Below are 24,466 nucleotides of genomic sequence, written 5' to 3'. Positions count from 1 at the left end.
TCCCGTGCCTGAAAAGCTGCTACCGGTCGACGACGCCACGCTGTGCGCCGAGACGTTCGGCACGGCCGGCGACCCGGCGATCCTGCTGATCGCGGGCGCCGCCGGCTCGATGGACTTCTGGCAGACCGACTTCTGCACGGCACTGGCCGACGCGGGCCGGTTCGTGATCCGCTACGACCACCGCGACACCGGCCGCTCGACGAACTACCCGGTCGGAAAGCCCGGCTACACGGGCGCCGACCTGACCACCGACGCGCTCGGTGTGGCCGACGCGCTCGGGCTCGCCCGGGTCCACCTGGTCGGCGTCTCGATGGGCGGCGGCATCTCGCAGGAGCTGGGCATCCGCCACCCCGACCGGGTGGCGTCGATCACGTTGATCGACACCAGCGCCGCCCTGCCCCGCCCCGCGGACGCTCCGCCGCTGCCGCCACCGGCGGAGCGGATCCAGGCCCTGTTCGGGTCGGCACAACCGGAGACCGACTGGACCGACCGCGCCGCGGCGATCGACCGCGTGGTCTCCGACCTCGCGACCTTCGGCGGCTCGGTGACGCTCACTCCGGCCGAGGCCCGTGAGCTGGTGGGCCGCTTCTACGACCGGACGACGGACTTCGCGGCCAGCCAGACCAACCACTGGATCGTCGCCGACGGCAGCCTGCCGGTCGCCGGTGGCATGGCCGACATCGCCGTGCCGACGCTGGTGTTGCACGGCACGCAGGACCCGATGTTCCCGCTGCCGCACGGCGAGGCGATGGCCCGGGAGATTCCGGGCGCCCGGCTCGTGCCGCTGCCCGGCGTCGGCCACGAGCACCCACCCCGCCAGGTCTGGCCGATCGTGTTGCCGGCGATCATCGCCCACACGGCGGGGCAGTGAAGGCCGTTGACGGCGTAACGTGATCAACGCTCGCCAGCCGTGCCTTTGTCGGCGTGTCGCACGGCTGGCGAGCCTCACGTCCGGAAGCCGCCAGCATTCCGCCGCCGCGGATCGAAGACTGACCCCATGAGCTTCCGCACCCACGCGATTTCCGACGAGACCCTCACCGGCGTACGCACGAGCGGGCGCGACGTCTCCGGCCACCCGGTCGAGCCCGTGGTGGCCACCGGCGGCGAGCCGCTGCGCTGCTGCCTGCGGGACGCCGAGCCGGGCGAGGACCTGATCCTCTTCGGGTACGAGCCCGCGCTGCCTGCCAGCCCGTACCGCGAGATCGGCCCGGTCTTCGCACACGCACAGCCGTGCTCCACGCCACCCGCGGCGGGCTACCCGGCGGGCTGGCGCGGCCGCCGGCAGGTCCTGCGCGCCTACGACAAGCGGGGCTGGATCCACCCCTCGACCCGCGTGCACGACGGCACCGATCCGGAGGCCGAGATCGCCGCCATTTTCGCCGACCCGGAGGTCGACCGGATCCACAGCCGCAACGTGGCTTACGGCTGCTACATGTTCGCCATCACCCGCTGATCACGCGTGGTCCGCTTCACGTCGCAGTCCCCTTGGAGGTCACCTCAGGCAGGCGTTGAATGGGCAGGCGACCGTAACACCGGGTGACGCTGGAGGGACTGTAGGTGTCGGATGCCGCGTCTTTGGCTTCCTTCGCCCAGCGGGACCGGGCGATGCGGTGGGCCGTCGGCATCGGAGTCGGCTGGCTGGCGGTCTTCGCCATCCTGCTGGTGATAGCCCAGGTCCATCCCTCGACCGTGCTGGTCGATGTGCCATATCTCGTGCCGATCGTGGCGGCTGTCGGATTGTCCGGCGCCGCCGCGTGGGTCACGCGTGGCCGCACCCGGGTCGCCTGGGTCCTGCTCGCGATCTCCAACGCGCTGTGGCTGACCGGCGAGGTCGTCTGGGTCTACTACACCTACGTCCTCCAGCGCGGGCCACCCGCGGTGTCCGCCGCCGACTTCTTCTACCTGTCCTCGTACGTGGTGGCGATCCCGGCGATCCTCGTCGGCATCGGCAGCAGCGGCCACCTGCGGCACGTTCGCGGGCTGCTGGACGCCGGCCTGCTGGCCCTCGGGCTGGGCACGATCGGCTGGCAGGTGGCCATCTCGCCGTCGCTGCCACAGTCGCCACGGTTGGCCGACTTCGTGGCGTTCGCGTACCCACTGTTCGGTGTGGCCATCGTCACCACGCTGGCGGCCGTCGGGCTGGCCGGGCGGCACCGGCTGCCGGCCTGGGGCGTGCTCGTGGGCGCCGGCTTCGCGGTGGCGGGCGTCACCGACGCCGTGTACGCGTACACGATCGCCGCGCAGAACATCAACAGCAACTGGATCAACGTGGGCTGGCAGGTCGAGGCCGTGCTGTTCGGCCTCGCCGCGGTCGCCGCGATCCGCCGACCGGAGCCCGAGGCCCGGGAGCGCACCAGATCCCGGGACCTGACCGCCGTGCCGCTGACGATCGCCGCCCTCGCGGCCATCGGGCTGCTCGTCGCGGACCGCGTGGACCAGGGACCCATCACCGGCGGCATGCTGGTCATACTGCTGGCGCTGTTCGCCGGCCTGCTGTCCCGGCAATTGTTGATCATCCGGGACCGCACCAGGCTGGCGACCCAGCTTCGGGCATCGCTGCGCGAGCAGGAACGGCTGGCCATCACCGACGGTCTGACCGGCGTCTACAACCGCCGCTTCTTCCAGGAGATGCTGCGGATCGAGGCCGAACGCGCGGATCGGACCGACACGCCGCTGAGCGTCGTCCTGCTCGACCTCGACGAGTTCAAGAAGGTCAACGACGGGTACGGCCATCCGGCCGGCGACGCGGTGCTGGCCCAGATCGCCGACCGCATCCGCGGCTCGGTGCGCGCCAGCGACATCGTGGCGCGCTACGGCGGTGAGGAGTTCGGCTGCCTGCTGCCCGGCGTCAACGAGGAGGTGGCCGTCGAGATCGCCGAGCAGATCCGGCAGTCGATCAGCCGCAGCGAGGTGGCCGTCGGCCAGGGCCGCAACGTGCGGCTGACCTCGTCGCTCGGCGTGGCCACCGGCGGCACCCGCGACTCCCACCCGTTGGCCGACCCGGACGGCCTGGTCAACGAGGCCGACGCTGCGCTGTACCGGGCCAAGGCCACCGGCCGCAACCGGGTGGTCGCGGCCGGCATGCTGGTCGACCCCGTGTACGCGGACCCCGACCTGCCGCCGGGCCTGGTCTGGCTGGCGGACCGGATCGACGCGCAGCTCAGCACGCACGAGCACAGCACCGCGGTGTCGCGCTGGTCGATGCTCGTGGCCGAGCGACTGGGCCTCGACATGGCGACGCTGCGCCGGGTGGCGGCCGCCGGCCGGCTGCACGACATCGGCAAGGTCACCGTCGCGGACGCGGTGCTGCGCAAGGCGCTGCCGCTGACCGCGGGGGAGTGGGAGCAACTGCGCCGGCACCCGGACGAGAGCGCGCGGTTGCTCACGGACCTCGGCGGCCGGCCGGACCTGGCGGCGGTCGTGGCGGCCCATCACGAGCGCTTCGACGGCACGGGTTACCCGCGCGGCCTGGCCGGCACGGGGATCCCCATCGAGGCCCGGATCGTCACGGTCACGGACGCCTGGGCGGCGATGCTGGCGGACCGCCCGTACTCGCCGCCGCTGACGGTCGCACAGGCCCGCGCCGAGATCGAACGGTGCCGCGGCACCCAGTTCGACCCGGCGGTGGCCGACGTGTTCCTGGATCTGGTCACCGAGGGCCTGATCGGAGACCTGGCCGAACCGGCCCGCGCCTGACGTTCACGGTGCGCGTGTCCGGCGTACACATCGGCCTCGGACCGAACTCACCGGTTGCCGGCACCCTTCGCGGGTGCGGAGATCGATTGTCGCCCTGTTGGTGTTGCTGGTTGGACTCGTCGTGCTGCCCTCACCGGCACACGCGGCACCGCGACGGGTGCCAATCAACGGCGCCGGTTCGACGTGGACCGCCAACCTGATCGACAAATGGCGGCGGGAGCTGGTGCAGCGCCAGATCTACCTCAACTACAACCCGACCGGATCGGCCGACGGCCGGCAGCAGTTCACCATGGGGACCGTCGACTTCGCCGTCACCGAGGTCCCTTATGGACTCGATGGCGACCCACCGCCGGTGCGGCAGTTCACCTACCTGCCCTTGGCCGCGGGCGGTCTCGCCTTCGCCTACAACCTGCGGGCCGATGGTAGGCAGATCACGAACCTCCGCCTGTCGGGCGACGTCATCTTCAAGATATTCACCCGAAGCATCACGCGCTGGGACGACCCGCTGATCAAGGCGGACAACCCGGGCATCGTGCTGCCGGCCAAGAACATCCTCTCCGTCGTCCGGCAGGACAGCGCCGGCACCACCCTGCAGCTCACCCGCTGGATGAGCACGCGGTATCCGGACGAGTGGAACGCCTATTGCGGCACGCCGCCGTGCGGTGCGACGCCGCTCTTTCCCGCGAACGGCCACGTGTTGCAGCAGGGTTCGCTCGGCGTCACCGGCTACGTCCAGCAGGCCTCGGCCGACGGTGCGATCACCTACGTCGAGAACGCGTACGCCATCGGTGCTCGGCTGCCGGTCGCCAAGGTCCTCAACGAGGCCGGCTACTACGTCTCACCCACGGCCAACGCGGTGGCGGTCGCGCTGAGCGCCGCCGAGGTCGTCGACAACCCCGCCGACCCCGCCACGCTGGATCGGGTCTTCACCAACCCCGACCCACGGGCCTACCCGCTCTCCGGGTACTCCTATCTGGTCGCACCCACCGCGATCGAGCGGGGCCTCGACATCGACAAGGGATACACGCTCGCCGAATCGGCCTCCTACGCGGTGTGTGAGGGTCAGCAGTCGGCCGATGTGCTCGGCTACGCGCCGCTGCCGATCAACCTGGTCCGGACCGCGTTCGACCAGATCCGTCGCATCCCCGGCGCCGAGGTGCCGGCGGATCCGATCGCTGGCTGCGCCAACCCGACGTTCGCGCCGGACGGCACGAACACGCTCCTGGAGACCGCGCCACAGCCCGCGGAGTGTGACAACCGTGCCTCTGGCCAGCAGTGCGCCGGCAGCACGATCGCCTCGGGGATCGACTTGACCGTGAGCGCCACCCAGATCAACCCCGGCGACCCGCTGACGCTGACGGCGTCCGTGCGTCCGTTCGGCGTGACCGGCACGGTCGCCTTCCTGCGCGGGCCGGACGCGACAGCCGTCGGGTCCGTCGAGGCGATCGGCGGCACCCTCGCCCAGTTGACCACGCACACCCTGCCGCCTGGAAGCTACGAGCTGACCGCTCGCTTCGACCCCACCGACCCGAGCCTGTACGCCTCGTCGGTCTCCCTTCCGGTGCGGATCACCGTCGGCGGTACGCCCGGGGACGGTCGACAGGTCGAGATCAGTGCCGAGGTGGCGCCTGGTGCTTTCTCGCTCGCGGTCGCGTCGCCGACGGCGAACCTGGGCGGTGGCGTCGTCGGCGGCTCGGCAGCGGGCCCGCTGCCGGCGGCGACCGTCGTCGACCTGCGCGGCACCAACGGAGGATGGGACCTGACCGCCCAGGTCGAGGACTTCACGAACGGGGTGGCGACGATTCCGGGCGCTCAGTTGGGCTGGACGCCGTCGGCGAGCAAGGTGAGCGGGTCCGGCGCGGTGCTGCCCGGGTTCCCGGTCGTCCCAGGCACGGTGGTGGGCGGCCTCGCCGACGGCGTAACGCTCTGTTCGGCCCCGCCGGCGGGCAGCGCCGGCACCTTCGTCTGCGGTGCGGACCTGCGGCTCGACGTGCCGGACACGGCGGCACCCGGCGACTACGCGGCGACCCTCACCCTGACGCTGGCCTAGTTAGCTGCGCGAGCGGGGGAGGCAGCACTTCTTGTATTTCAGGCCCGAGCCGCACCAGCACGTGGCGTTGCGTTCCGGTGGCCAGGCGATGTGGGTGTCGGGCAGGTCCGTGAGCTGTCGCGCGTAGCGGGCGCGGACGGCGGCGTCGCTCGGGTCTCCGTTGGCGGTCAGCCCGGCCGCGGTGCCGCGCAGGACGCTCAGCCCCGTGGCGCCGCCGTCGGCCAAGCGGACGAGCGCCTTCTCCAGCCTGGCCCGATGCGCGTCCCAGTCGGCGTCCGGGCGCACCTGGTCGAACTCCGCCTGCGGGAAGAAGAGCAGGTCCGCCTCGTCCGCCGGCGGCTGTTGGGCGCCTCGGTTGAGCTGTGTCTCGAGCCGGTCCGCGAGGTCGTCCTGGCGGTCGTGCGGCAGGTTCAGGTCGCGGCGCACCCGGTGCCGCTGCTGGAGCAGGAAGAACAGCACGCCGGGTGCCTCGGGCGGGCCGACCTCCTCCGGCGCCTCGCCGCGGGCCTCGAGCATGCCGTCGACGGCCTCGCTCAGCCACTCCTCGGCGGTCGCGTCCCGCCGGCCGGCGGCCAGCGCGGCGCTGACATAGGCGGCCGCGTCCGCCTGCTCGGTGAGCATGGGCCGCAGCGCGGTGACCACCTCGAGCGCCTCGTCGTCGCGGCCGAGCCGGAACAGGATCCGTGCCCGCAGCGCCCGGGCGAAGCCCGAGCCCGGGGTGTCCTCCTCGGGGAAGGCGGCCACGGCCCGGTCCGCGTACTGGAGGGCGGCACCCAGCCGGGACCGCACCTCGGCGATCTCGGCGGCGAGGCTCAGCGCGTCGCCGGCGTCCTCGGGATTGGCCAGCCGGCCTTCGTCGACGGCTTCGGCCAGGTCAGCGGCGACACCGAGCGGATCTGCCGTCCCGAGCGCGGAGCGGCGAAGTTCGGCGAGGTCGGCGCTGGTGAGTACGTCGTTGGCGAGCACGCTTTCACGGTACGTCGGCGCCCGCCCGGCGCACCGGCAGATCACCTGTTATGTCGATCTCCCGGGCGTGGGTGTCAGCGGAATGCCGCGACACCGCGGGCCGCCAGGTCGCGCACGCGCAGGCCCAGGTGGGTCCTTGGGACCAGCATTCCGGCGGCGCGGCCGACCCGGCGTCGTTTGGGGTCGACCAGGCGGCGGTGGGCCGCCTCGTAGCGGGCGAAGCCCGTCGCCGGGTCCGCGGCCAGCGCGGCCGCCAGCGTCTCCGCGCCGGCCATCGCCAGCGTCGAGCCGTCGCCGAACAGCGAGACGCAGGACGCGGCGTCGCCGAGCAGGGCGATTCGGCCCGCGGACCACGAAGCGAGCCGCACCGCGCTGACCGCGTCGAAGTACAGGTCCTCGGCGGCCGCCAGCCGGTCGAGCAACTCGGGCACGCGCCAGCCCGCGTCCGCGTACGCCATGGTGACGATCTGTTTGTGTTGGGTCTGGTTTCGATGGTCGAAGCCGGGCACGGGCGCGGAGCGGAAGATGAACGCGGCCAGTGCCGCGCCGCGCGCCGGGTGGATGGACACGAGGCGGCCAGGAGTGTTGTGCAGCAACACATCCGTGCCCTCGTCGGAGCCGAGCGGCACGGTCGCCACGTAGAGCCCGAGGTGGCTGACGAACTCGCTTTCCGGGCCGAACGCCAGCCGCCGAGTTGTCGAATGTAGACCGTCGGCGCCGACCACGAAGTCGAACCGACGGGGCGCCGCGCGCTCGAAGGTGACGTCGACGCCTCCTGCGTCATGGGCCAAAGCGGTGATCGTGTCGTCCCAGACGAGCTCGGCGTCGTCGCGGACCGCGTCGAGGAGCACGGCAGCCAGGTCGCCCCGCGGCAGCTCGACCTCGTCACCACGGGTGGCGGGCATCGGGATGCGGGCCAGGGACCGGCCGTTGCCGTCGACCAGTCGCATGGCGGTGGCGTGGGTCGCCACCGCGCGCAGCCGCGGGACGATGCCCATCCGGTTGGCGACGCTCCAGGCCGGGCCGCGGACGTCGACCGGGTTGCCGCTGGACCGCGGGCCCGCACCGCGTTCCACGACCGTGACGGCGAAGCCGTGCCGGGCCAGCCAGTAGGCGAGCGTGGGACCGGCGACGCCGGCACCGGAGATCAGCACTGAGGTCATGTTGTCGACGATAGCTGCACTCGATGCAGAATTGCAACGAGTGCTGGATCGCAGTTGGTGCGATAAGATCCACGCCATGTCGCTCCGTGATCGCAAGCGCGCCCGGACCCGTCAGGCGCTGGTCGAGGCGGCCGCGGCCCTCTTCGAGCGGGACGGCTACGACGAGACGACGATCGCCGACATCGCGGCCGAGGCGGAGATCGGGACCCGGACGTTCTTCAGCTACTTCGCCAGCAAGGAGGAGGTGCTGTTCCCGGAGAGCGACGCCCGGGTGCGGGCGGCCGTCGAGGCGATCGCCGACCGGCAGCCAGGTGAAGGGCCGACCGAGGTGCTGCTGCGCGCGCTCCACAAGATCGGCGACGACAGCGACGACCTCGGCAGCCGGCTGGCCGCGTTGCGGCTGCGCTTCATCAGGGACATTCCGGCGGTACGCGGTCGCGCGCTGCAGATTCAGACGCAGGCGCAGGGTGAGATCGCCCGGCACCTCGCGGCCGCGTTCCCGGACCAGCTCGACGAGGTCGGCGCGGCGGCGCTCACCGGGGCGTTCGTCGGCGCGGTCACCGCCGCGTTGCAGGTGTTGCTGGGTGACATGGACCGGTTGGACGATCCGGCCGCCGTGCAGGCGGCGGTGCGGAAGGCGACCGACGTCGCCCTCCGCCCGTGGGCTGGCTGATCAGCGCTTGCGGCCGACGCCGCCGTAGTGCGGAACCTCGTCTGCCGCCGCGCCCGGGTCGGACCGCCACTGCGAGCAGCTGACCACGCCCGGCTCGATCATCTCGAGGTCACCGAAGAGCCGAGCCACCTGCTCGGCGCTGCGCAGCACCATCTTGGCCGCCGGGCCCTCGTTCCACAGGCGCAGCGCCTCGGTCATGACCTCGCCGTTGACCTCGGTGGTCGGGTGGGAGATCGCCACGTAGCTGCCCGACGGGAGCGCGTCGACCAGGTGCCGCAGCAGGGCGGCGGCCTCCTCGTCGTCAGGCACGAAGTTGAGGATGCCGAGCAGCATGACCGCGATCGGCTGGTCGAAGTCGAGCGTCCGTTTCGCGCCCGCGATGACCGCCTCGGGATCGCGCAGGTCGGCGTCGAGGTAGTCGGTGCTGCCCTCGGCGTGGCTGCTCAGCAGCGCGCGGGCGTGCACCAGCACCATCGGGTCATATCAAGCCTGGTTGTGGACACACAACCGATCACCGTCCAGTCCCTATGCATGGCCAGGACCGGCAAGCCGAATCCCGGAAATAACCCACAGATTTTCGCCTGTATCTATCCGATTTGATCGGGTAGGCGACGCCCGGTCAGCCCGTATCGCGGCGACCGGCAACCACCAACGCCGGCCCGCTGGCGCATGTCCAACGTACCGGGCGGCGCATAAACCCTCCCGCGTCAGCATCCGGACCGCCCGCGTCGTGACCTCTCCGGCGCGCTAACGGGCGGTCGACGCGGACTCTGACCGGCCCGGCGTCGACCGTGCGCCGGTCGCTGCCGACCCCTTGACGTCCTGACCCGCCGCGCGGGCCGGGGCCGATTGCGCGTGCCTCGCGCAGTCAACCTCCCAGCCGCTCCCGGCGCATGTGCCCCCGGTGAGCGCGATCCCGAACCCCTTGCCAGCAAAGGACTTCACCCATGAACAGCACACCCGACAGCTACTCGTACCAGTCGACCCCTCAACGGAGGTGACCCCATGAAGACCCCAACCGACAAGATCCTGTTGACAGTGACGGCGTTGTTCGTCGCTGGGCTGGCCATCGTCGCGGGGGCAATCAGCTTCGCGCATATGCGGGAACTGGCGACCCACCACGGTCAACTCGGCTGGAAGTCGTACGCGTTCCCGATCAGCGTTGACGGCCTGGAAATCGTCGCCAGCCTCTATCTCGTGGCACAACGCCGGGCCGGGCGGCCCACCGGCGTGATTCCGTGGGTCGCGCTCATCGTCGGCACCCTGGCCAGCCTGGCGGCGAACGTGGCCGTAGGCGGCGCGGACCCGATCGGCAAGGCACTTGCCGGGTGGCCCGCGCTGTCCATGCTCGTCTCGGTCAAGCTCCTCTTCGGCCTGATCGACCACAACACCGATGGTCACCAGGCGGACGGCCGGGACGATCAGCGGACGTCCGCAACCGTCCCGGACGTCCCAGGGACCGTCCGCCAGACGGGACGAGACGACACGGCACCGTCCGGGACCGTCCTCGCTGAGCGGACGAACGTCCCCGTGCCGTCCGTGACCGGCCCGGCCGACCGGCCCGCCGCGCCGACCACGCTCGCCCCGGGCGGGGCGGGACAGCGCGCGGCGAGCGACTCCGGCGAGCAGGCGGCGGCGCCGCTGGCTATCCGGACCGTGGCGCATCTCGTGCCGGCGGCGCGGGCGGCCCGCGCGACTCTTGCTAGTGATGGCCGGACGCTGTCGCGGGACAACCTCGCGGACGTGATGCGCGACGATGGGCACGGCGTATCCAACGAACGGGCCTCACTCCTACTCAAGATCCTCAAAGCCGAGCGGGATGTGACCACAATCGGCCCGGCATCCGCCCGGCCCCGTCCGGAAGATCTCGACCCGCTGTCGGAGGTGGTGGCGTAAGCCCCGATCGTAGGTTCTCGCGGACAACGAGGGGCGCTCCTACATGGGGTGTCCCTTGGCCAGTTGCTACGTAGCGCGCGTCCGGGACTTCGCTAATCGGCCCTCAGCGGTTTGGTGCCGGTCGGCCACAAGAGGCCGGCGGCGCGGTCGGGTCGACGGGCGCGCAGTAGTGCCCTGAGGGTTGGTACGTCAACATTGCCGAGCGCTTCGGCCAGGCGGCGGTACGTTACGTAGTCAATGCCCCGCTCTCGGGCCGCCTCATCCCACCGAGGAAGTGTTCCGAGTATGTCGTCGCCCGAGAGAGGACGGCGCTCTCTTCGCTGACTTGCCTTAACGCGTTCTACATCCAGTTCGGTGCTTCCCAGGACTCCCACGGCGAGCCGTTCGGCTTCTGACAACGACTCAGTCTGCGCCAAGGCTGGGACGAGCGGGTTCGCGTGGCAGACGGCCGACATATCCAGCTCGTGGACGCTGGGGCTGCGCGCCGTCAAGGGGACTGGAATGCCAGCGTCACGGATTTCAACCGTGCCACGGGTGCCGAGACTCGCCGAGGCAAGCAACGTCGTTGCCTCCGACGGATGCCACTGCAAAACGGCAAGGTACGGCTCCCAGAGAGCGGCATCAACCGACAGGACGGTGGCATCAGCACAACGCTCAACCACGACATTCTCTGGAAGCTCGCCGTCGAGCCCGGGTCCCGCGATCCAGGCCAGCGACGGCAAGCCCAAACAGCTCGTCGCAGTCAGAGCGTCAGCGAGCGGACTACGAAGACCGGCATCGCCGGGCCGACCGAGCAAATCGCCGCCGACGTCGACTACACGAATGTGTTCGGCGCCCAACTCGGTGGCCGCCGCTGCGATCTGCCGATGGATGGACCGCGCGCCCCCTGACGGATCGAGCAGGATGAGCGGAAATGGGATCTCATCCGCAAGCCGAGGAAGCGTAGATCCAGCCGGTGCCACCGGCCGACTACGCCCGGTCACTTGCCACCAGTCATTGCGACGCTCCAGACCTGCGAAGTCAGCCGCGCTGCGAGGACCGGGTAAAGGGTCAACCAGGAGGCGATCCCAGGCGAACGTAGCGACTCCTACGCCGCCCCCAGGGGCAAGCGGGGACAATGCTGCGGCGGCGATAGCGTCGCCACCACCGCCCGCGGCGACGAGAAGCGTGGTCACCGCGACAGCGTAGCGGTGCCATAATGTCCCCCGAGTTGCTAGTGGTCTAGGCCAGTCACAGAAAGTAACGAGATTGCCGGAAATCCAACGCGTCCTTCCCAAATACATGCAGATCGCCAACTACCTGCGTGACCAAATCTTGCGGGGCGACCTGCGGCCGGGGGACGAAGTGCCGTCTGAGCGGCAGATCGTCGCGGATTGGAGTGTCGCGCGGCCAACGGCTGCACGTGCGCTAGAGGCGTTGCGCCGACAGGGATTTGTTGAAAGCCGTCAAGGTTCGGGCAGCTACGTGCGCGAGGGCATGCGGCCCAACCGACTCGCCCGGGAGCGTTACTCTCGGGCACGCGAGACCGGAAAGATCTACCCGTCGAACGAGCGGGCAGAGATCGTGGCAGCCGGGTACAGCCCCGCTCCCGAGGCCGCCGCGACGGCGCTCGGCATCGCCGTGGGCGCAGATGCGGTCCGACGCCAGCGCGTGATCTACGCTGATGATCACCCCGTGGAGATCTCGACCGCCTGGTATGCGCATCCCATCGGCGAACTCGCGCCGAAGCTCCTTGTTCGTGAGCGCATCCGCGCCGGCACGCTGGTGTACGTGGAGCAGTCGACCGGCAGGCAGGCCCGGTATGCCCGAGACGAGATGAGCGCACGCATGGCCACCTCGGAGGAGCGCGACCGGCTAAACCTGTCGGACCCCTCCGCCGTCCTCCTCGTCCGACATGTGGTCTACGACGGCGAGGATCGACCGTTCGAGTTCACCGAGGCCGTGTATCCCCCGAATCGGTGGGCGTTCGAAGCTACCTATCCCGTCTTCTGAGCCATGCCCCGTTAGGGGCTAGATCCACTGGCAGCATGCGTTGCGGTTCGCAATTGGCCTATGCCACAATGCTGCGCAAGTGGCCTATGCCACTGAGATCAACAACCGGGGCGACTCGGCTGGTCGTCCTCTGAGGGGGCGGCGTGCACACGGGTTCTCGGCGTGTGCACCACAGGAAAGTGCAAGAAGGCTCCTCCGCTGTGGCTCCTGTCGTACGTGAGGTACCTCCGTGCGGCAGGACGCCCGCGCGGACCGCAGTGCGGGCATCAACGCCCGATAGGGAGCGGAAGGAGACGAGTCGCATGAGCGCGACGACGTATTACGCCGCGACAGCGGCCGAGCGATTGGCCGAGGCTCAGCGCACGCTCGATACGCACATCACGTCCAGCGCGACCGGCCTTTGTCTGGCGTGCGGAACGCTTGGCCCTTGCCGCAAACATGAGGCGGCGTCCGGGGTGTTCGAGCGGTCGGCGCGGTTGCCGCGCCGACGTCCGGGTTTGACTCGTCCGGAGTTGGTGGGCGCGCGGCTGGTGTCGGCTCGCGGTGGGTTGCTCGGCGGCGCCGCGTGACCGCGCCGGTGCGGGCGAGGTTGCCCCGTTCCGGTGATGTGCTGGTGTTGAACCGGGCGGCGAGTGTCCAGTTTGGAGGATCGAACGCGATCCTCGCGCGGGTAATCCGCTGCCATGACTGGCCGACCTATGAGGGTTGGTGTTGGTTGGACGTCTACCAGCTCACCGTGACCGGCGACGCGGTCGAGCGTCGCTCGGTGTTCGTTCGGGTCGCGGGGCTGCGGACGATTGTTGGTCCGGCGAAGCGGGGGCGTGTCCGGTGAGTACCGCCGTGATTTTAGTGCACCGGCCGTCGCGTCCTGACTGGCGTTGCCGGGTTGACGGCGGGCAATGGCCGTGTCCGGGTGCGCGGGTCGAGCTGGCGGCGCGGTTCACCGAGGACGGGGCGGCGCTGGCGGTGTTCCTTGTTGAGCACTTGTTCACCGCGTCGGAAGACCTGTTCGGGACAGCCGACGGCAAGCCGCGGTTGCTGGCCGACCGGTTCCTGTTCTGGGCGGGCTGCCCGACCACGACCGAGCGGGCGCTCAATGTTGGCCCGACCGTTCCCGAGACGGCGCCGATGGTCAGCGCATGCGGCGGCATCGACCGATTCCAACCGCGAGACGGGGGAGATCGATGAGGCACTGAACGTAGACAGCAAAAGGTAACGGCCGAGGGTTACGCGCGCCGCTGCGGAGTGCGCGAAGCCGTGGCCCTGTAGGCAACGTTCCCCCGACCACCCACTTTCCCGAGGATGGGCTTTCTCCATGTACCAAGCGGGTCCGAATCACCTGCTATCGAGTGCTCGGCGGGCACGGCAGTCTCCGTCTGGGTCCGGGCGGCCGATGTCCAGGCAGGAGTTGGCCGACGCGGTGAACGTGTGGCTGTTCGAGAATCTGGGGCAACGGTGCTGCGTTGTTGGCGGGTACGTCGCCAAACTCGAACGCGGCGAGAATCGTTGGCCCTCCGCGCACAATCGCAGCGCGTTCCGGGCGGTGCTGGGCGCAGCAACGGATGCCGAGCTTGGGTTCTTCATCATCCAAGGCCACGCCAAGGACGGCGCGGACGAACAGCGTGCCGCGCTGACGGTCCCGGCGTGCGGGTGCGGCCTGGTCGTGGGTCGGTGGACCCCACGGGAAGCGCGGATGTTGCGTGAGGCGCTACGGATGACGGTACGGGCGTTCGGCGAACACCTGGGCATGACCACTAACACCGTTTCGTTGTGGGAGAACGCCCGAGCGGTGACGCCGCTGCGCCTGGCCACCCAATCCGTCCTTGACAGGGCGCTGAAGATGGCCGATGCCGACGCGCGGGGCCGGTTCGCGGTGCTGTTGGGCGCCTCCGGGCATGACCCGGGCACCGCTACCGCGGGGCCGACGCCATTACATGCCGTGGGCTGAAAGCCAAGCGCAGCAACCCGATTCGGTGAAGGGCCAGCCGCGCATGGTGGCGCAGCGTTCGGGTTCTGGGCAGAGGCTGATACGTGGAGATCGAGTCAAGAGGAGAAGGCGTTGATGGCTGAGTTGGACGCGTCGCGGGCGCGGCTGGACGCGTCGCTGTCGGTGTGGGAGCTGGCGTACCGGTTGGCTCTGCACACACAGATCGGGTTCGGCGATCACGCGGTGCTGTTGAGCCTGGACCCGCGCGGAACGGTCCTGGACGACGACACCAGGACGGTCCTGGAACGCGTCGAATGGGCGTTGTCCGACACACAGTTTGTGTTCGATGGCAGCACCTTCATGTTGATGGAGTTCACCGGACACCCGCTGGACGCCATCCCCGCCGTCGCGCACGGCCCCGCATCTGGACGGCTCCGCTGGGCGGTTTCGCGGTCGCTCGTCGGAGTCCTGTTGACAGCGGCGTTGTGGCTCACCCGGCCCCGCACGGTCCGCGTCAACGGCAAAGAACCGACCACGAAGGCGGTCGCCTGATGCCGTACCTGACCGGCATTCCCGACACGATGAGCACGGACAGTGGCGGCTCGCGGTGGGACGTACGGGAGGAGCCGGACGCGGTCTACGTCCGCAACTCCAGGGTCCCGCACGGCGAGGAGCTGCGATTCACCCGTGACGAGTGGTCCGAGCTGCTACAGGTGATCGCAGCCGGCGGCCTCCCACCGTACGCAGAGGAACTAGGTAGCGGGCACGTCGTGAAAATCGCCCCGCCCGGCCGCGACAAAGACGCGTTGTTCTTCTGGCTTGACGAGATGGGCGCCTTCACCCACGACGTCCGCACCGGCAAGTACGGGCCGATCCCCGCGTCAGCCCGCTCGGGAGTTGACCAGCAAGCAACAGACCCCCGGTGGCGTAGCTGATGGCCAGGCAACGGTTCTGCGAGATCAACGCTTGGGCGGCGTTCGTCCTCGTCGGGCTGTCGGCGGCGTTCGCGTTAGCGGCCGAGTTCTCCGACAAGGCCGGCTTGTGGCCGTGGGTGGCTCGGACGGTCGTCGCCGGGTTCCTGCTGCTCGTCCTCTGTGCTCTGACCCTGCCGCAGGTGCCCTTCGCTGCCGTAGCGCCCCCGGCTGCGGCGCAAGCCGCGCCGCTGCCCATCGCGGCGCTGCCGGCAACGCCGTCACCTACGCCGGTCAGGTCGTATCCGACGGTGGAGCCGGTGTGGCGCACGTTGGAGCCACTGCACCGTGACGGGAGACCGTTGACAGCGCAGATCGCGCAGCGGATCGCACAAGCTATTGACGCGGGTCGTCTCGAACCCGACGCGAAGCTGCCGTCCCAAGGGAAGATCGCCACACATTACGGCGTGTCCAAGTGGACGGCGTACGACGCCATCGAGGCAGTGGTGAAGTCAGGGCACGTGCGACGGCGGGCCGAGGGCGGGTACGCGGTCAACACCCCGAATCCGCAGCCAGCGACCCCGGAGCCGGTCCGATGACCCCGGTCCGCCCTGACGTGCCTTCCCGCCCCTACCCACCGGCGGGACCGGAGCAGGTCGACCGGCAGGTGCAGGGGCGGCTGCGAGTGGGCGAGGCGTGGTTGTCGGCGGGGCGGGTCCTCGCGGCCCACCGGGTCGCGGCCGGGCTGACCCAACACAACCTCGCCGGATTGGTGCCATGGTCACGGAGCACGATCGCGAACGTGGAACGGGGCCGGCAGAACGTCCCGGACGCGTTCTGGGCGCAGTGCGACGCGGTGGTGCACGCGGGGGGCCGATTGACGGCGGCGGCGGCCGATGCGCGGTCGCTGGCCCGTGTCCACGCACAGCAGGTGGCCGCTTCGCGGTCGGCCGTGCCGCAGATGCGGTGGTGCCGGTGCGGCGGCCTGCTGCGGGTTCCGGTCGGGGTCGGGTGGCCGGGTTGATCCCGCGGCCGCGGACGGCGGCCATTCCCGCGGGCGGTCGCCAGCGCCGTCACCGGCGGACTACGGCGCCCGCCAATCGCGCGGGGGTTGCGTTCGCGCACATCCGATAGGCACACGCGTTCTTTTGCTCGATACGGCGACCCTGCTCGGGGTTGGGATCTGGGGAGACACGATGAGCGCAACGACCGCACCACCCGCGACGACGGCACCGGCCGTGCAGGACGGGTCTACACCGGTGCCGATGCCGCGCTATGTGGAAGTGGAGACGTCCCGGCGGTGTAACCGCACCTGTGCGTGGTGCCCCAACGGCGAGAGCGACGCCCGCCGCGCCCAGCAGATCATGGACTGGCGGCTGTTCCGGCGGGTGGTTGATGAGCTGGGCGGGAGCGGCTTCGATGGGTTCTTTGCCTTCCACAACTACAACGAGCCGTTGCTGAACCGGCGCATCCTCGATGAGGTCAGCTACGTGCGGGCGACGATCGGCGCGGCGCGTCCGGCCATCTACAGCAACGGCGACGTGATCGACGCGGCGATGTTCCACCGGCTGATCGACTCCGGTGTGGCGTATCTGCGGGTGACCCGGTATCCGCACCGGGCGGAGACACCCGCCTCGTTCGAGGCCATCCGGGCGTGGCTGCATCAGAAGGGCTTGACCGATGAGGCGCCGTGGCGTTTCGAGCCGGTACGTCAAGGGCTGGCCGCGTTGGCTGACCTGCGGGGCTGCCGGATCGAGGTGATCTCTCCGCAGATCATCGAGGCGTACAACCATCGCGGCGGCGCGGTCACCACGTTGCCGATGCTGGCCAAGTCTCGCACCGCGCCGTGCCTGATGACCGCTACCAGCGCGGTCATCGACTACCGCGGCCGGATGAAGATGTGCTGCTGCGTCTATCCGGAGGCGCCCGCACACGCCGGGTACGTCATCGGGGACCTGCACACGGCCACGTTCGCCGAATTGTGGGGGTCGGCGCAGATGAACGCCTACCGGGCGGCGCACGCCCGTGCCGACTGGTCACTGTCGCCCGCGTGCGCGTCGTGTGTGCAGCCGTTGCCGGAGACCCGGCAATGAGCGCCCCGGTGATGGCCGAGACGCGCGAGCGGGTCCGGTCGGCGGCGGTGTCGGCGTGCGCGCCGGGCCGGCTGTGTCTGGCCGGTGAGTCGCTGGACTGGATGACCGGCGGCCCGTCGGTCGTGGCGGCGGTGCCGCTGCACACACAGGTGAGCGTGACTCGGGGCGACGGCGGCCCGGTGGTGCTGCGCTCCCCGGACAGCGAACCGACCGCGCGTGCGGTGGCCCTGTCGGACCTGGGCGGCTATGCCGGCGACGGGCTGGACTACATGCAGGCCACGGCGAAGGTGGTTAAGGAGTCGTGGCCGTTGCTGATGGGTGGCGCGACGATCGAGGCGCGTTCGTCGGTGCCGGTCGGCGCGGGGTTGTCCAGTAGTGCCGCGTTGACGGTGGCGACGGCGGCGGCGTTGATGCGGTTCGCGGTCGGGGTGATCCCACAAGCCGCGAGCGTGGCATGGGCGGCCTACCACGCGGAGGCGGGCGAGTTGGGCACGGGCGCGGGGTGGATGGATTTCCTGGCCTGCACGCACGGTGGTGTCTGCCGTATCGACGCGGGCGAGCAACCCCGGGTGACGCGGCTCTCGGACAGTCTCGGTACGCCGCTGGTGCTCATCGACACCGTGCAGCGGCGCACCACGCGGGCGGTGCTGGCCTCCAAACGCGACCGGTTCCGGTCCGGTGACCCGGGCATGCGCGCCTACGCCGACGCGGCTACCGGCCTGGTGGACGAGATGACCGGCGAGTTGCGGGCGGCGATGCCGGACCCGGGGCGGGTCGGCGCGCTGCTCAACGAGGGACAGACGTTGCTGCGGGACCTGGTGCGCTGCTCCACCGACCTGACCGACCACTGCGTCATCCGTTGTCTGGCGGCCGGCGCCTACGGGGCGAAGCTGACCGGCTCGGGGCACGGCGGGTGCCTGTTCGCGCTTGTGCCGTTGGATGCCATCGGGCCGGTGCTGGCGACGCTGCGTGACCTACCCGTGCGCGTCATGGTGTTCACTACCAGTGAGTCTCACGGGGTGGTTTTCCCCCCGTCTGAGTTCTAGATCCACAAACAAGGGGGTTTCCGCACCGATGCAGGACCTGGGCAAGCTGATCAAGGCATACGACATCAGGGGCACCGTCCCGGACCAATTCAACGAGGGGCTGGCGCGGCAAATCGGCGCGGCGTTCGCCGAGTGGACCGGCGCGGACACCATCGTGACCGTCCGGGACATGCGCCCGTCCTCACCCGGGCTCGCGGCGGCATTCGCCGAGGGGGCCACCAGCCGAGGTGTGAACGTCATCGACGCGGGCCTCGGGTCCACCGACCTGATGTACTTCGCCTCCGGACACCTGGGCGTGCCCGGTGCGGTGTTCACCGCCAGCCACAACCCGGCCCAGTACAACGGGATCAAGCTCTGCCGCGCCGGTGCCGCCCCCGTGGGACAAGACACAGGGCTACGCGCTATCCGCACCATGATCGAACACGGCATCGGTGCCGGCAACGGCACCCCGGGCACCGTGTCCAAGCTGGACCTGCTCGGCGATTACGCCCGGCACCTGCGGGGCCTGGTGGACCTGTCCGGCATCCGCCCGTTGAAGATCGTCGTGGACGCGGCCAACGGAATGGGCGGGCACGTCGTCCCGGCCGTGCTCGGCGACGCCCTGCTGCCCGCGCTGCCGCTGTCGATCGTGCCGATGTACTTCGACCTCGACGGCACGTTCCCGAACCACGAGGCCAACCCGATCGACCCGGCCAACCTGGTCGACCTGCAAAAGGCGGTCGTGGAACACGGCGCGGACGCGGGGTTGGCGTTCGACGGTGACGCGGACCGGTGTTTCCTGATCGACCAGAACGGCGACCCGGTCCCGCCGTCCGCGATCGTCGGTCTGATCGCGACCCGGGAGCTGGCCCGCGACCCCGGCGCGGCGATCGTTTACAACGTGATCACGTCGCAAGCCGTCCCGGAGATCGTCACCGAGGCCGGCGGTACCCCGGTGCGTTGCCGGGTCGGGCACTCGTTCATGAAACAGCTCATGGCCGACCACGATGCGATCTTCGGCGGGGAACACTCCGGGCACTACTACTTCCGCGACTTCTGGCGCGCCGACACCGGCATGCTGGCCGCCATGCACGTCCTGGCCGCGCTCGGCGGACAGGACCGGCCGCTGTCCGAACTCGCGGGCGAATACACCCGCTACGCTGCGTCCGGCGAGATCAACTCGCAGGTTCCGGACCCGGCCGCGACGCTGCGATCGGTCGGCGCGACCTATGCCGCGACGCTCGGGGCGCAGGTCGATTGGCTCGACGGTCTAACGGTCACCTACGGCAAGTTGTGGTTCAACCTGCGTCCGTCCAACACCGAACCGATGTTGCGCCTCAACGTCGAGGGACCCGACACTGCTTCCGTCGTCCGCCTGCGTGACGAGGTCTTGGCCCACGTACGCGGTGCCGTTGGCTGACCGGACCGATCGTCCGGTGCGACCCGGGGGGACCCGGGTTCCCGCGGCCGGGGAGCCGAGTTCACCATCGGGTGAGCGCCTGCCCGCCGCCCTACCCCGCCCCCCGGGTAGCAACGGGCCGCGCTACCACCACCCTTGCCCGCAGGCTTGGCCTCGGCAAGGGCCGTTCCCGGGGTTGTTGGGGTTCGCCCCGGGAACGCGGGGGCCTCCCATTGCTCCGGGAGGCCCCCACCTACACATTCGTTCCCAAGGGTGGCGTTGTTGAGTGGACGGCTGTGGAGCTGTCCTCGCTTCGCTTGCGTTGACGCTACGGCAGCGCAACCCTGGCGGATCGAATCCACGCAGTCGCGATCCAGAACCCGAACGGAACCACCAGGGCCAGGGCAGGCAGCCACGCCACCCAACCGCCGCCTGGACCCGTCAGTGCCCAACCGATCGCAAGGCCGGCCAGCACCACATCCGCCGACGCGGCGCCGAGCGTTGCGGTCCACGACAACGCGACGTTGCGCCGAGTGCCAGCGCACAGGCAGGCGCTTTCGCCCGTTTTCCAAAACACGATCAACCGGTACAACCCGAAGAGCAGAAAGACTCCACATGCGATCACAGCAGTGGCGCCGATTTGCCGATCGAGCGCGATCGCTGTTGCCAAGCCGATCTCACAAACGCACAAAGAGATAACGAACGAGACTACGTGGCGTCGAGAAACGGGGCGTCGGAGAAGGTTATGCAGTTCCCATGCCCACGATGCAGCCACTGGTGCTCGTCGGCGCACCTTCGCGATCGCCGTCATAGCGAGGGTGATCGTGAGATAGGCACCTATAACCGCGTGCAGCCAGGCGCGCATGTTTTTCTATTTCGGCACAATGTAAACGCGGTCACCCTCAGGAACATGCTGGTTCTTGCCGAGCGCCGTAGCCTCTTCATGGGTGTAGTCGAGGCTCAGGCCGACAACGATGCGGGTCTTGTTCGGATCGAGTCCGCGAAGGTGTTCGAGTGAAACCACGTAATGCGACTTCGTGGCCGTCGCCTTCAGCTCGGCGTCATCGTTGAGTGTGGCCAACTCAATGATCTGTTGCTTCAAACGCTCGCCGATCGGCATGTTGAATTCGTACGCACCCCCTGACTCGGCGAGGTAGTCCCGCAAGAGTCGGCCGGGCTGGCGCTCGACCTTGCCGGCTCGGAACGCCTGCATCGTTGGATGCTGTTCATCGACGACCTCGGCGTACGGGCGCAGGCGTCCGCGTTCAAGGCCAAGTCGATCACCATAAGGGTCGTGTCGCACCGGACCAGGCATGAGAATCTCCTCTTCTCTTCTTAGCAGGGACCCTCGTCGACTGTGAACGTCCGACAATAGTACCCGCAGACGCTGCAGTACACATCGTAGTAGCCGATCATTCGTCCGTGTTGGCACGAGTGCCCGGTGTACCTGAGGTAGGTGTAGCAGAATCCGCAATGGTTGTGAGGAGGGTCTGCCTTAGCAGGCTCTGTATCCCAAAGAACCTTGGACGATGGGATCGCAACCGCTAGGCCAGCCATTAAGTAGCGCAGGAAGCGACGTCGGCTCGTTTCCTTCTTGATCGGCCGCTCTCCAGTCGGACCTGCCTGCAAAGCTGGATCTTCGGACATTGGCACCCCATTAGTTGGTTGCGTTGAGTGACGTGCAGTCGCAGCAACTCCAATGCCTAGGCGGTAGCGAGCCTGTCACGACGCGTAAACCTATACAAGTTTGTCAATCGCCACCCGTCACCATTTGCACACACGGACGGCAGACGGCCCCATAGGCCAGCGGAGGTCTGCGACGGCACGCCGAAGTCTCAACCCGGCCACGCCCTCGGTCTGCATGACCGGCGTCAGTCGCGGCGACGGAGTCGGCGGACCCGTAGTCGGTGCCGGACGCCCGTTGATCGGGGGGTGTCGCCACAGGCGGGCCCGAGTGTCAGAGTGTTAGGTATGACGTGGCGGCTGCCCGGCACGGCTTAAGCGCCCGGTTGCGGGTCGAGGGTCTCCTCGGGCGGCGGCTCGATGCCCAATATTCGATTCGTGATCTTCTCGGTTGCGCGTATGCTGTTGGGGCTGTTTGTTTCACCCCGGTTAGACCTTGCGCGTTCGCACAGGGTTCGTGGGTCTGTTGGATCAGTGTCGTATGGGTGCCCACCCGCCGTGATGGCCGGTCGGCGGCGACGCCCCTTCAGATCGCGGGCCTGCCGCGTCGTTCGCATGGCGCACCAGGCGTCCGTATGGGTGCACACCGAGCCCTTGTGGCAGGTCGGCGACGGACACCGCGTCACTGTGAGCGGCCCCGCAGTGTGGGCTGCGTCAGCGGAGCACCCCGAACACGGGTCGCTGCGACGCTGAACCGTCGACTTTGCTCACCCGCTCGCATCGCGTCGCCTCCACTGTCCGGCGGCTCTCCATGCCCCGTCGCCTTGTCTGTCAGGGCGGCTTTCCGCACCCCCTTCTCTGTCTGTGCTGCTTCCGATGCCCGGGTTTTCGCCGTGTGCGCCTGTCTGTTGACAACTCCATAGCGGAACGACCAAACAGTGTCGGCCCCTGCCCGCTGCTCGCCGCGATCAACGCGGCGAGCTGCTCCCACATCCCGTGAAGGAGTTCCTGTCATGCACGCGAATCCAACTCTGTTCCCACACCGGCCGTCCTACCTCGGCGGTGTGGCTGTCCGTCCGAGGGTCCGTACGGGTGGCCGCGTGGGTGTCCGCCTTGATCCGGACCCCCACACGGACCCCCGCCAACGCCTAACAGCGCTGGTCAACCTACCCAACACCGCTCGCAAGATTGTCCAGAAAGACTCTCTACTTTGTGAGTCTCCCCGAGAACGTATTTATCTAGGGAGGTATGCCTATGACTAGCCGAGACGACGCCCGACTCCTACGGGCACAAGCATCCCTGACCAACCGGGACCTACGCCTACTGGACTGGCTCTACGACCACGGCCTGCTGACCACCCAACAGATCACCATCGCACTGTTCCCCTCACGCGACTACGGCCAACGCCGGTTGCTGCGGCTGACCCGCCTCGGAGCCGTGACCCGGTTCCGGCCGCAACGCCCCACCGGCGGCACGTTCCCCTACCACTACGTCCTGGACCAGCTCGGCGTCGAAGTCATCGCCTCGCAACGCACCGACCCCCTGCCGAGGCGCAGCGAAGCCCGGCGGCGGCTGCACCGACTCACCTCACGCGCCCGCCTTCCGCACCTGCTCGGCGTCAACGGATTCTTCACCGCACTGGCCGCCTACGAACGCCTCCATGACGGTGCCAGCCTCGACCGATGGTGGCCGGAATCAGCGTTCCAAACCCGAGGCGCGTACTCCTTCGCAAACGCCGACGTCAGAGTCGTGCTGGAATCCCGGCTGCCACGCCCAGACGGGCACGGCGTCTTCACCGACGCCGGCATGACGGTGCCGTTCTTCCTCGAGTACGACCGCGGCGGTGAAAGCCTCACCGTCCTCGCCGAAAAGATCGCCAGCTACGAAACCCTGACCCGCTACGTCAACTGGCGGTGGCCCGTCCTGTTCTGGCTCCCCACCACCCGACGCGAGATGAACCTCCACAACCTCCTCGCCGACATCGACGGCACGCTCAACGCCATCGTGGCGACCACCGCCGCCGACCTCATCACCGCACGCGGCCTGAACCCGGCCGAGGCGGTGTGGTGGCTACTAGGCCGTCCCGGCGGGCGGCTGCGCCTCACTGAAGTCCCGTATCAAGGAGCTGCCGACCTACTCGGCACGCGCACGCCACCTACCTCGTGACCCCGATCTGTCCGGCTCCCCGATCTGCCGTCCGGCCTGGCACCAGCTCGGCACGCGCCGGACCCGCCGACCCGTCGAATCCTCACCCGCCCACGCGAACCCCTGGACGACCAGCCGCGCTCGGCCAGCTCGGCAACGACGCGCGGCGCCGGACCCCGAAACACACAACGCCGACTGCTGGGCACCCGGTCGCGCCCTGTTGGGTTGCCCGGTCGGGCTGTTGGGTTGCCCGGCCCCGCGCGTCGATCCGGCGGCTCGGCCTACACCCGATATCACCTCGCCTGACCGCGAGCGCGGTTACGGCTCGGTGGGGTCGTGGCTGTTGAGGTGCCGGCCCTGGTTGGCGCGGACCCGCTGCCACGCCGGCGGTAGCTCGGCACGGCGTCGCCCGGCGTTGGAGGGCTGCCGCCGCGTCCGACCATCGGAACCGTGGTCAGGGTCTGGCCGGTCGGTGTCGTCGTCGGTGTTCTCGCTCATCGTGACCCCGATCCCGTCCGGTGTTTCCCGGTCCAACGATCGGCAGCGGCGGCCAGTAACAGGCCGAGAACAGGCCGCAACGCGGCCTGTCACTTGAGATCGTCGGCCGCTCCGCGGTATCGGGGTCAGCACCTGCCGGTCGTGCGTGTCCGCTACGCGCGGCGGACGGGCAAGCTCGGCAGGCAGCGCCGGCCTAGGCTCGCGTTCTCAATGGCCAGCGGACAGCAGAGGGAGGACTCCGCTGATTTCCAGGACCCGTCGGACAGGCCGGCGGCAGTTCACGACGGTCATCGGGACCGCGAGCTCCCATACGACAGCCGAGGCCGACATCCTCCAGTGACCCGATACGTTCGCTGACAACGCCTGGTCACTTTCGGAACAGTCACCCAACAGCTCGGTCGACGTGCGC

The 24,466-nt window shown here is 69.3% G+C and carries 26 protein-coding genes; 19 read left to right on the top strand and 7 right to left on the bottom strand.

What is annotated here, in order from left to right; translation table 11 throughout:
• Positions 1-4: 4 nt before the first annotated feature.
• The 4 genes from Air01nite_RS18720 to Air01nite_RS18705 all read left to right on the top strand — a co-directional run bounded on the left by Air01nite_RS18720 (position 5) and on the right by Air01nite_RS18705 (position 5,746).
• A complete protein-coding gene (locus tag Air01nite_RS18720; RefSeq protein WP_203703921.1) occupies positions 5-871 on the top strand; it encodes an alpha/beta fold hydrolase in 867 nt (288 codons plus the stop codon).
• Between the two features lie 126 nt (positions 872-997).
• Positions 998-1,453, top strand: coding sequence for a DUF1203 domain-containing protein (locus Air01nite_RS18715; RefSeq protein ID WP_203703920.1), 456 nt, complete (start codon positions 998-1,000; stop codon positions 1,451-1,453).
• Positions 1,454-1,557: 104 nt separating this feature from the next.
• Positions 1,558-3,696 (top strand): bifunctional diguanylate cyclase/phosphohydrolase, encoded by a 2,139-nt coding sequence (locus tag Air01nite_RS18710; protein WP_203703919.1) that lies wholly within the window; start codon positions 1,558-1,560, stop codon positions 3,694-3,696.
• Between the two features lie 73 nt (positions 3,697-3,769).
• Positions 3,770-5,746 carry a substrate-binding domain-containing protein gene (locus Air01nite_RS18705; RefSeq protein ID WP_203703916.1) on the top strand — a complete coding sequence of 659 codons (1,977 nt, stop codon included), beginning with the start codon at positions 3,770-3,772 and terminating at the stop codon, positions 5,744-5,746.
• Here Air01nite_RS18705 and Air01nite_RS18700 read toward each other — a convergent pair whose 3' ends face one another.
• Positions 5,747-6,712 (bottom strand): SEC-C domain-containing protein, encoded by a 966-nt coding sequence (locus tag Air01nite_RS18700; RefSeq protein WP_239090797.1) that lies wholly within the window; start codon positions 6,710-6,712, stop codon positions 5,747-5,749.
• A gap of 74 nt (positions 6,713-6,786) precedes the next feature.
• Positions 6,787-7,875, bottom strand: coding sequence for an FAD-dependent monooxygenase (locus tag Air01nite_RS18695; protein WP_239090796.1), 1,089 nt, complete (start codon positions 7,873-7,875; stop codon positions 6,787-6,789).
• Between the two features lie 76 nt (positions 7,876-7,951).
• On the opposite strand from Air01nite_RS18695, the gene Air01nite_RS18690 reads away from it, so the two are divergent.
• Positions 7,952-8,548 (top strand): TetR/AcrR family transcriptional regulator, encoded by a 597-nt coding sequence (locus Air01nite_RS18690; RefSeq protein ID WP_203703914.1) that lies wholly within the window; start codon positions 7,952-7,954, stop codon positions 8,546-8,548.
• On the opposite strand, the gene Air01nite_RS18685 is transcribed toward Air01nite_RS18690, so the two are convergent.
• Positions 8,549-9,022 carry an SAM-dependent methyltransferase gene (locus Air01nite_RS18685; protein ID WP_203703913.1) on the bottom strand — a complete coding sequence of 158 codons (474 nt, stop codon included), beginning with the start codon at positions 9,020-9,022 and terminating at the stop codon, positions 8,549-8,551. It lies immediately after the preceding gene.
• A gap of 531 nt (positions 9,023-9,553) precedes the next feature.
• On the opposite strand from Air01nite_RS18685, the gene Air01nite_RS18680 reads away from it, so the two are divergent.
• Positions 9,554-10,444, top strand: coding sequence for a DUF2637 domain-containing protein (locus Air01nite_RS18680; protein ID WP_203703911.1), 891 nt, complete (start codon positions 9,554-9,556; stop codon positions 10,442-10,444).
• Positions 10,445-10,536: 92 nt separating this feature from the next.
• Here Air01nite_RS18680 and Air01nite_RS41945 read toward each other — a convergent pair whose 3' ends face one another.
• Positions 10,537-11,727, bottom strand: a complete 1,191-nt coding sequence (locus tag Air01nite_RS41945) for a DUF1152 domain-containing protein (protein WP_373310430.1) — start codon at positions 11,725-11,727, stop codon at positions 10,537-10,539.
• Here Air01nite_RS41945 and Air01nite_RS18670 point away from each other — a divergent pair.
• From Air01nite_RS18670 to Air01nite_RS18620, 12 genes are all read left to right on the top strand, one after another.
• The gene (locus Air01nite_RS18670; RefSeq protein WP_203703909.1) at positions 11,693-12,436 is read left to right on the top strand and encodes a GntR family transcriptional regulator; all 744 of its coding nucleotides are present in this window, start codon (positions 11,693-11,695) and stop codon (positions 12,434-12,436) included. The two genes, Air01nite_RS41945 and Air01nite_RS18670, sit on opposite strands and share 35 nt — an antisense overlap.
• A 302-nt stretch (positions 12,437-12,738) precedes the next feature.
• The gene (locus tag Air01nite_RS18665; protein ID WP_203703908.1) at positions 12,739-13,005 is read left to right on the top strand and encodes a hypothetical protein; all 267 of its coding nucleotides are present in this window, start codon (positions 12,739-12,741) and stop codon (positions 13,003-13,005) included.
• 20 nt (positions 13,006-13,025) lie between these two features.
• Positions 13,026-13,268 (top strand): hypothetical protein, encoded by a 243-nt coding sequence (locus Air01nite_RS41170; protein WP_239090807.1) that lies wholly within the window; start codon positions 13,026-13,028, stop codon positions 13,266-13,268.
• Positions 13,265-13,624, top strand: coding sequence for a hypothetical protein (locus Air01nite_RS18660; protein ID WP_203703907.1), 360 nt, complete (start codon positions 13,265-13,267; stop codon positions 13,622-13,624). The genes Air01nite_RS41170 and Air01nite_RS18660 overlap by 4 nt, the downstream gene beginning before the upstream one ends.
• A 205-nt stretch (positions 13,625-13,829) precedes the next feature.
• Positions 13,830-14,384, top strand: a complete 555-nt coding sequence (locus Air01nite_RS18655; protein ID WP_203703906.1) for a helix-turn-helix domain-containing protein — start codon at positions 13,830-13,832, stop codon at positions 14,382-14,384.
• Positions 14,385-14,498: 114 nt separating this feature from the next.
• Positions 14,499-14,915, top strand: coding sequence for a hypothetical protein (locus Air01nite_RS18650; RefSeq protein ID WP_203703905.1), 417 nt, complete (start codon positions 14,499-14,501; stop codon positions 14,913-14,915).
• Positions 14,915-15,298, top strand: coding sequence for a DUF397 domain-containing protein (locus tag Air01nite_RS18645; RefSeq protein ID WP_203703904.1), 384 nt, complete (start codon positions 14,915-14,917; stop codon positions 15,296-15,298). Before Air01nite_RS18650 ends, Air01nite_RS18645 begins: the two co-directional genes overlap by 1 nt.
• A complete protein-coding gene (locus Air01nite_RS18640) occupies positions 15,298-15,873 on the top strand; it encodes a GntR family transcriptional regulator (RefSeq protein ID WP_203703903.1) in 576 nt (191 codons plus the stop codon). The genes Air01nite_RS18645 and Air01nite_RS18640 overlap by 1 nt, the downstream gene beginning before the upstream one ends.
• A complete protein-coding gene (locus Air01nite_RS18635; protein ID WP_203703902.1) occupies positions 15,870-16,298 on the top strand; it encodes a helix-turn-helix transcriptional regulator in 429 nt (142 codons plus the stop codon). The genes Air01nite_RS18640 and Air01nite_RS18635 overlap by 4 nt, the downstream gene beginning before the upstream one ends.
• A 172-nt stretch (positions 16,299-16,470) precedes the next feature.
• Positions 16,471-17,367 carry a radical SAM/SPASM domain-containing protein gene (locus Air01nite_RS18630; RefSeq protein WP_203703900.1) on the top strand — a complete coding sequence of 299 codons (897 nt, stop codon included), beginning with the start codon at positions 16,471-16,473 and terminating at the stop codon, positions 17,365-17,367.
• Positions 17,364-18,413: a mevalonate kinase family protein gene (locus tag Air01nite_RS18625; protein WP_203703899.1), complete on the top strand. Its 1,050-nt coding sequence runs from the start codon at positions 17,364-17,366 to the stop codon at positions 18,411-18,413. The genes Air01nite_RS18630 and Air01nite_RS18625 overlap by 4 nt, the downstream gene beginning before the upstream one ends.
• Positions 18,414-18,441: 28 nt before the next feature.
• The gene (locus Air01nite_RS18620; protein WP_203703999.1) at positions 18,442-19,812 is read left to right on the top strand and encodes a phosphomannomutase/phosphoglucomutase; all 1,371 of its coding nucleotides are present in this window, start codon (positions 18,442-18,444) and stop codon (positions 19,810-19,812) included.
• Between the two features lie 307 nt (positions 19,813-20,119).
• Here the strand turns inward: Air01nite_RS18620 and Air01nite_RS18615 are convergent, their stop codons facing one another.
• Complete coding sequence (locus Air01nite_RS18615) at positions 20,120-20,656, bottom strand: hypothetical protein (RefSeq protein ID WP_203703898.1); 537 nt, start codon at positions 20,654-20,656, stop codon at positions 20,120-20,122.
• A 6-nt stretch (positions 20,657-20,662) separates the two neighbouring features.
• Complete coding sequence (locus tag Air01nite_RS18610; protein WP_203703896.1) at positions 20,663-21,106, bottom strand: hypothetical protein; 444 nt, start codon at positions 21,104-21,106, stop codon at positions 20,663-20,665.
• 1,562 nt (positions 21,107-22,668) lie between these two features.
• Between Air01nite_RS18610 and Air01nite_RS18605 the strand changes: the two genes are divergently transcribed.
• Positions 22,669-23,580, top strand: a complete 912-nt coding sequence (locus Air01nite_RS18605; protein WP_203703895.1) for a replication-relaxation family protein — start codon at positions 22,669-22,671, stop codon at positions 23,578-23,580.
• Positions 23,581-23,877: 297 nt separating this feature from the next.
• Here Air01nite_RS18605 and Air01nite_RS18600 read toward each other — a convergent pair whose 3' ends face one another.
• Positions 23,878-24,057, bottom strand: coding sequence for a hypothetical protein (locus Air01nite_RS18600; protein ID WP_203703894.1), 180 nt, complete (start codon positions 24,055-24,057; stop codon positions 23,878-23,880).
• Positions 24,058-24,466 lie beyond the last annotated feature (409 nt).

It is taken from the genome of Asanoa iriomotensis (genome assembly GCF_016862515.1).
In the GTDB taxonomy this organism is placed as follows: Bacteria; Actinomycetota; Actinomycetes; order Mycobacteriales; family Micromonosporaceae; genus Asanoa; species Asanoa iriomotensis.
Note: the sequence above shows the minus strand (reverse complement) of the source record. Positions and strands in the feature narration are given on the sequence as shown.

Bases quoted from the DNA above. Each gene is read 5' to 3' on its own strand.
- Air01nite_RS18635 (WP_203703902.1), top strand. From the start codon at position 15,870: ATGACCCCGGTCCGCCCTGACGTGCCTTCCCGCCCCTACCCACCGGCG.
- Air01nite_RS18650 (WP_203703905.1), top strand. From the start codon at position 14,499: ATGGCTGAGTTGGACGCGTCGCGGGCGCGGCTGGACGCGTCGCTGTCG.
- Air01nite_RS18640 (WP_203703903.1), top strand. From the start codon at position 15,298: ATGGCCAGGCAACGGTTCTGCGAGATCAACGCTTGGGCGGCGTTCGTC.
- Air01nite_RS18600 (WP_203703894.1), bottom strand. From the start codon at position 24,057: ATGAGCGAGAACACCGACGACGACACCGACCGGCCAGACCCTGACCAC.
- Air01nite_RS18630 (WP_203703900.1), top strand. From the start codon at position 16,471: ATGAGCGCAACGACCGCACCACCCGCGACGACGGCACCGGCCGTGCAG.
- Air01nite_RS18620 (WP_203703999.1), top strand. From the start codon at position 18,442: ATGCAGGACCTGGGCAAGCTGATCAAGGCATACGACATCAGGGGCACC.
- Air01nite_RS18625 (WP_203703899.1), top strand. From the start codon at position 17,364: ATGAGCGCCCCGGTGATGGCCGAGACGCGCGAGCGGGTCCGGTCGGCG.
- Air01nite_RS18695 (WP_239090796.1), bottom strand. From the start codon at position 7,875: ATGACCTCAGTGCTGATCTCCGGTGCCGGCGTCGCCGGTCCCACGCTC.
- Air01nite_RS18685 (WP_203703913.1), bottom strand. From the start codon at position 9,022: ATGGTGCTGGTGCACGCCCGCGCGCTGCTGAGCAGCCACGCCGAGGGC.
- Air01nite_RS18610 (WP_203703896.1), bottom strand. From the start codon at position 21,106: ATGCCTGGTCCGGTGCGACACGACCCTTATGGTGATCGACTTGGCCTT.
- Air01nite_RS41945 (WP_373310430.1), bottom strand. From the start codon at position 11,727: ATGTATTTGGGAAGGACGCGTTGGATTTCCGGCAATCTCGTTACTTTC.
- Air01nite_RS18680 (WP_203703911.1), top strand. From the start codon at position 9,554: ATGAAGACCCCAACCGACAAGATCCTGTTGACAGTGACGGCGTTGTTC.
- Air01nite_RS18690 (WP_203703914.1), top strand. From the start codon at position 7,952: ATGTCGCTCCGTGATCGCAAGCGCGCCCGGACCCGTCAGGCGCTGGTC.
- Air01nite_RS18615 (WP_203703898.1), bottom strand. From the start codon at position 20,656: ATGCGCGCCTGGCTGCACGCGGTTATAGGTGCCTATCTCACGATCACC.
- Air01nite_RS18665 (WP_203703908.1), top strand. From the start codon at position 12,739: ATGAGCGCGACGACGTATTACGCCGCGACAGCGGCCGAGCGATTGGCC.
- Air01nite_RS18655 (WP_203703906.1), top strand. From the start codon at position 13,830: ATGTCCAGGCAGGAGTTGGCCGACGCGGTGAACGTGTGGCTGTTCGAG.
- Air01nite_RS18645 (WP_203703904.1), top strand. From the start codon at position 14,915: ATGCCGTACCTGACCGGCATTCCCGACACGATGAGCACGGACAGTGGC.
- Air01nite_RS18605 (WP_203703895.1), top strand. From the start codon at position 22,669: ATGACTAGCCGAGACGACGCCCGACTCCTACGGGCACAAGCATCCCTG.
- Air01nite_RS18715 (WP_203703920.1), top strand. From the start codon at position 998: ATGAGCTTCCGCACCCACGCGATTTCCGACGAGACCCTCACCGGCGTA.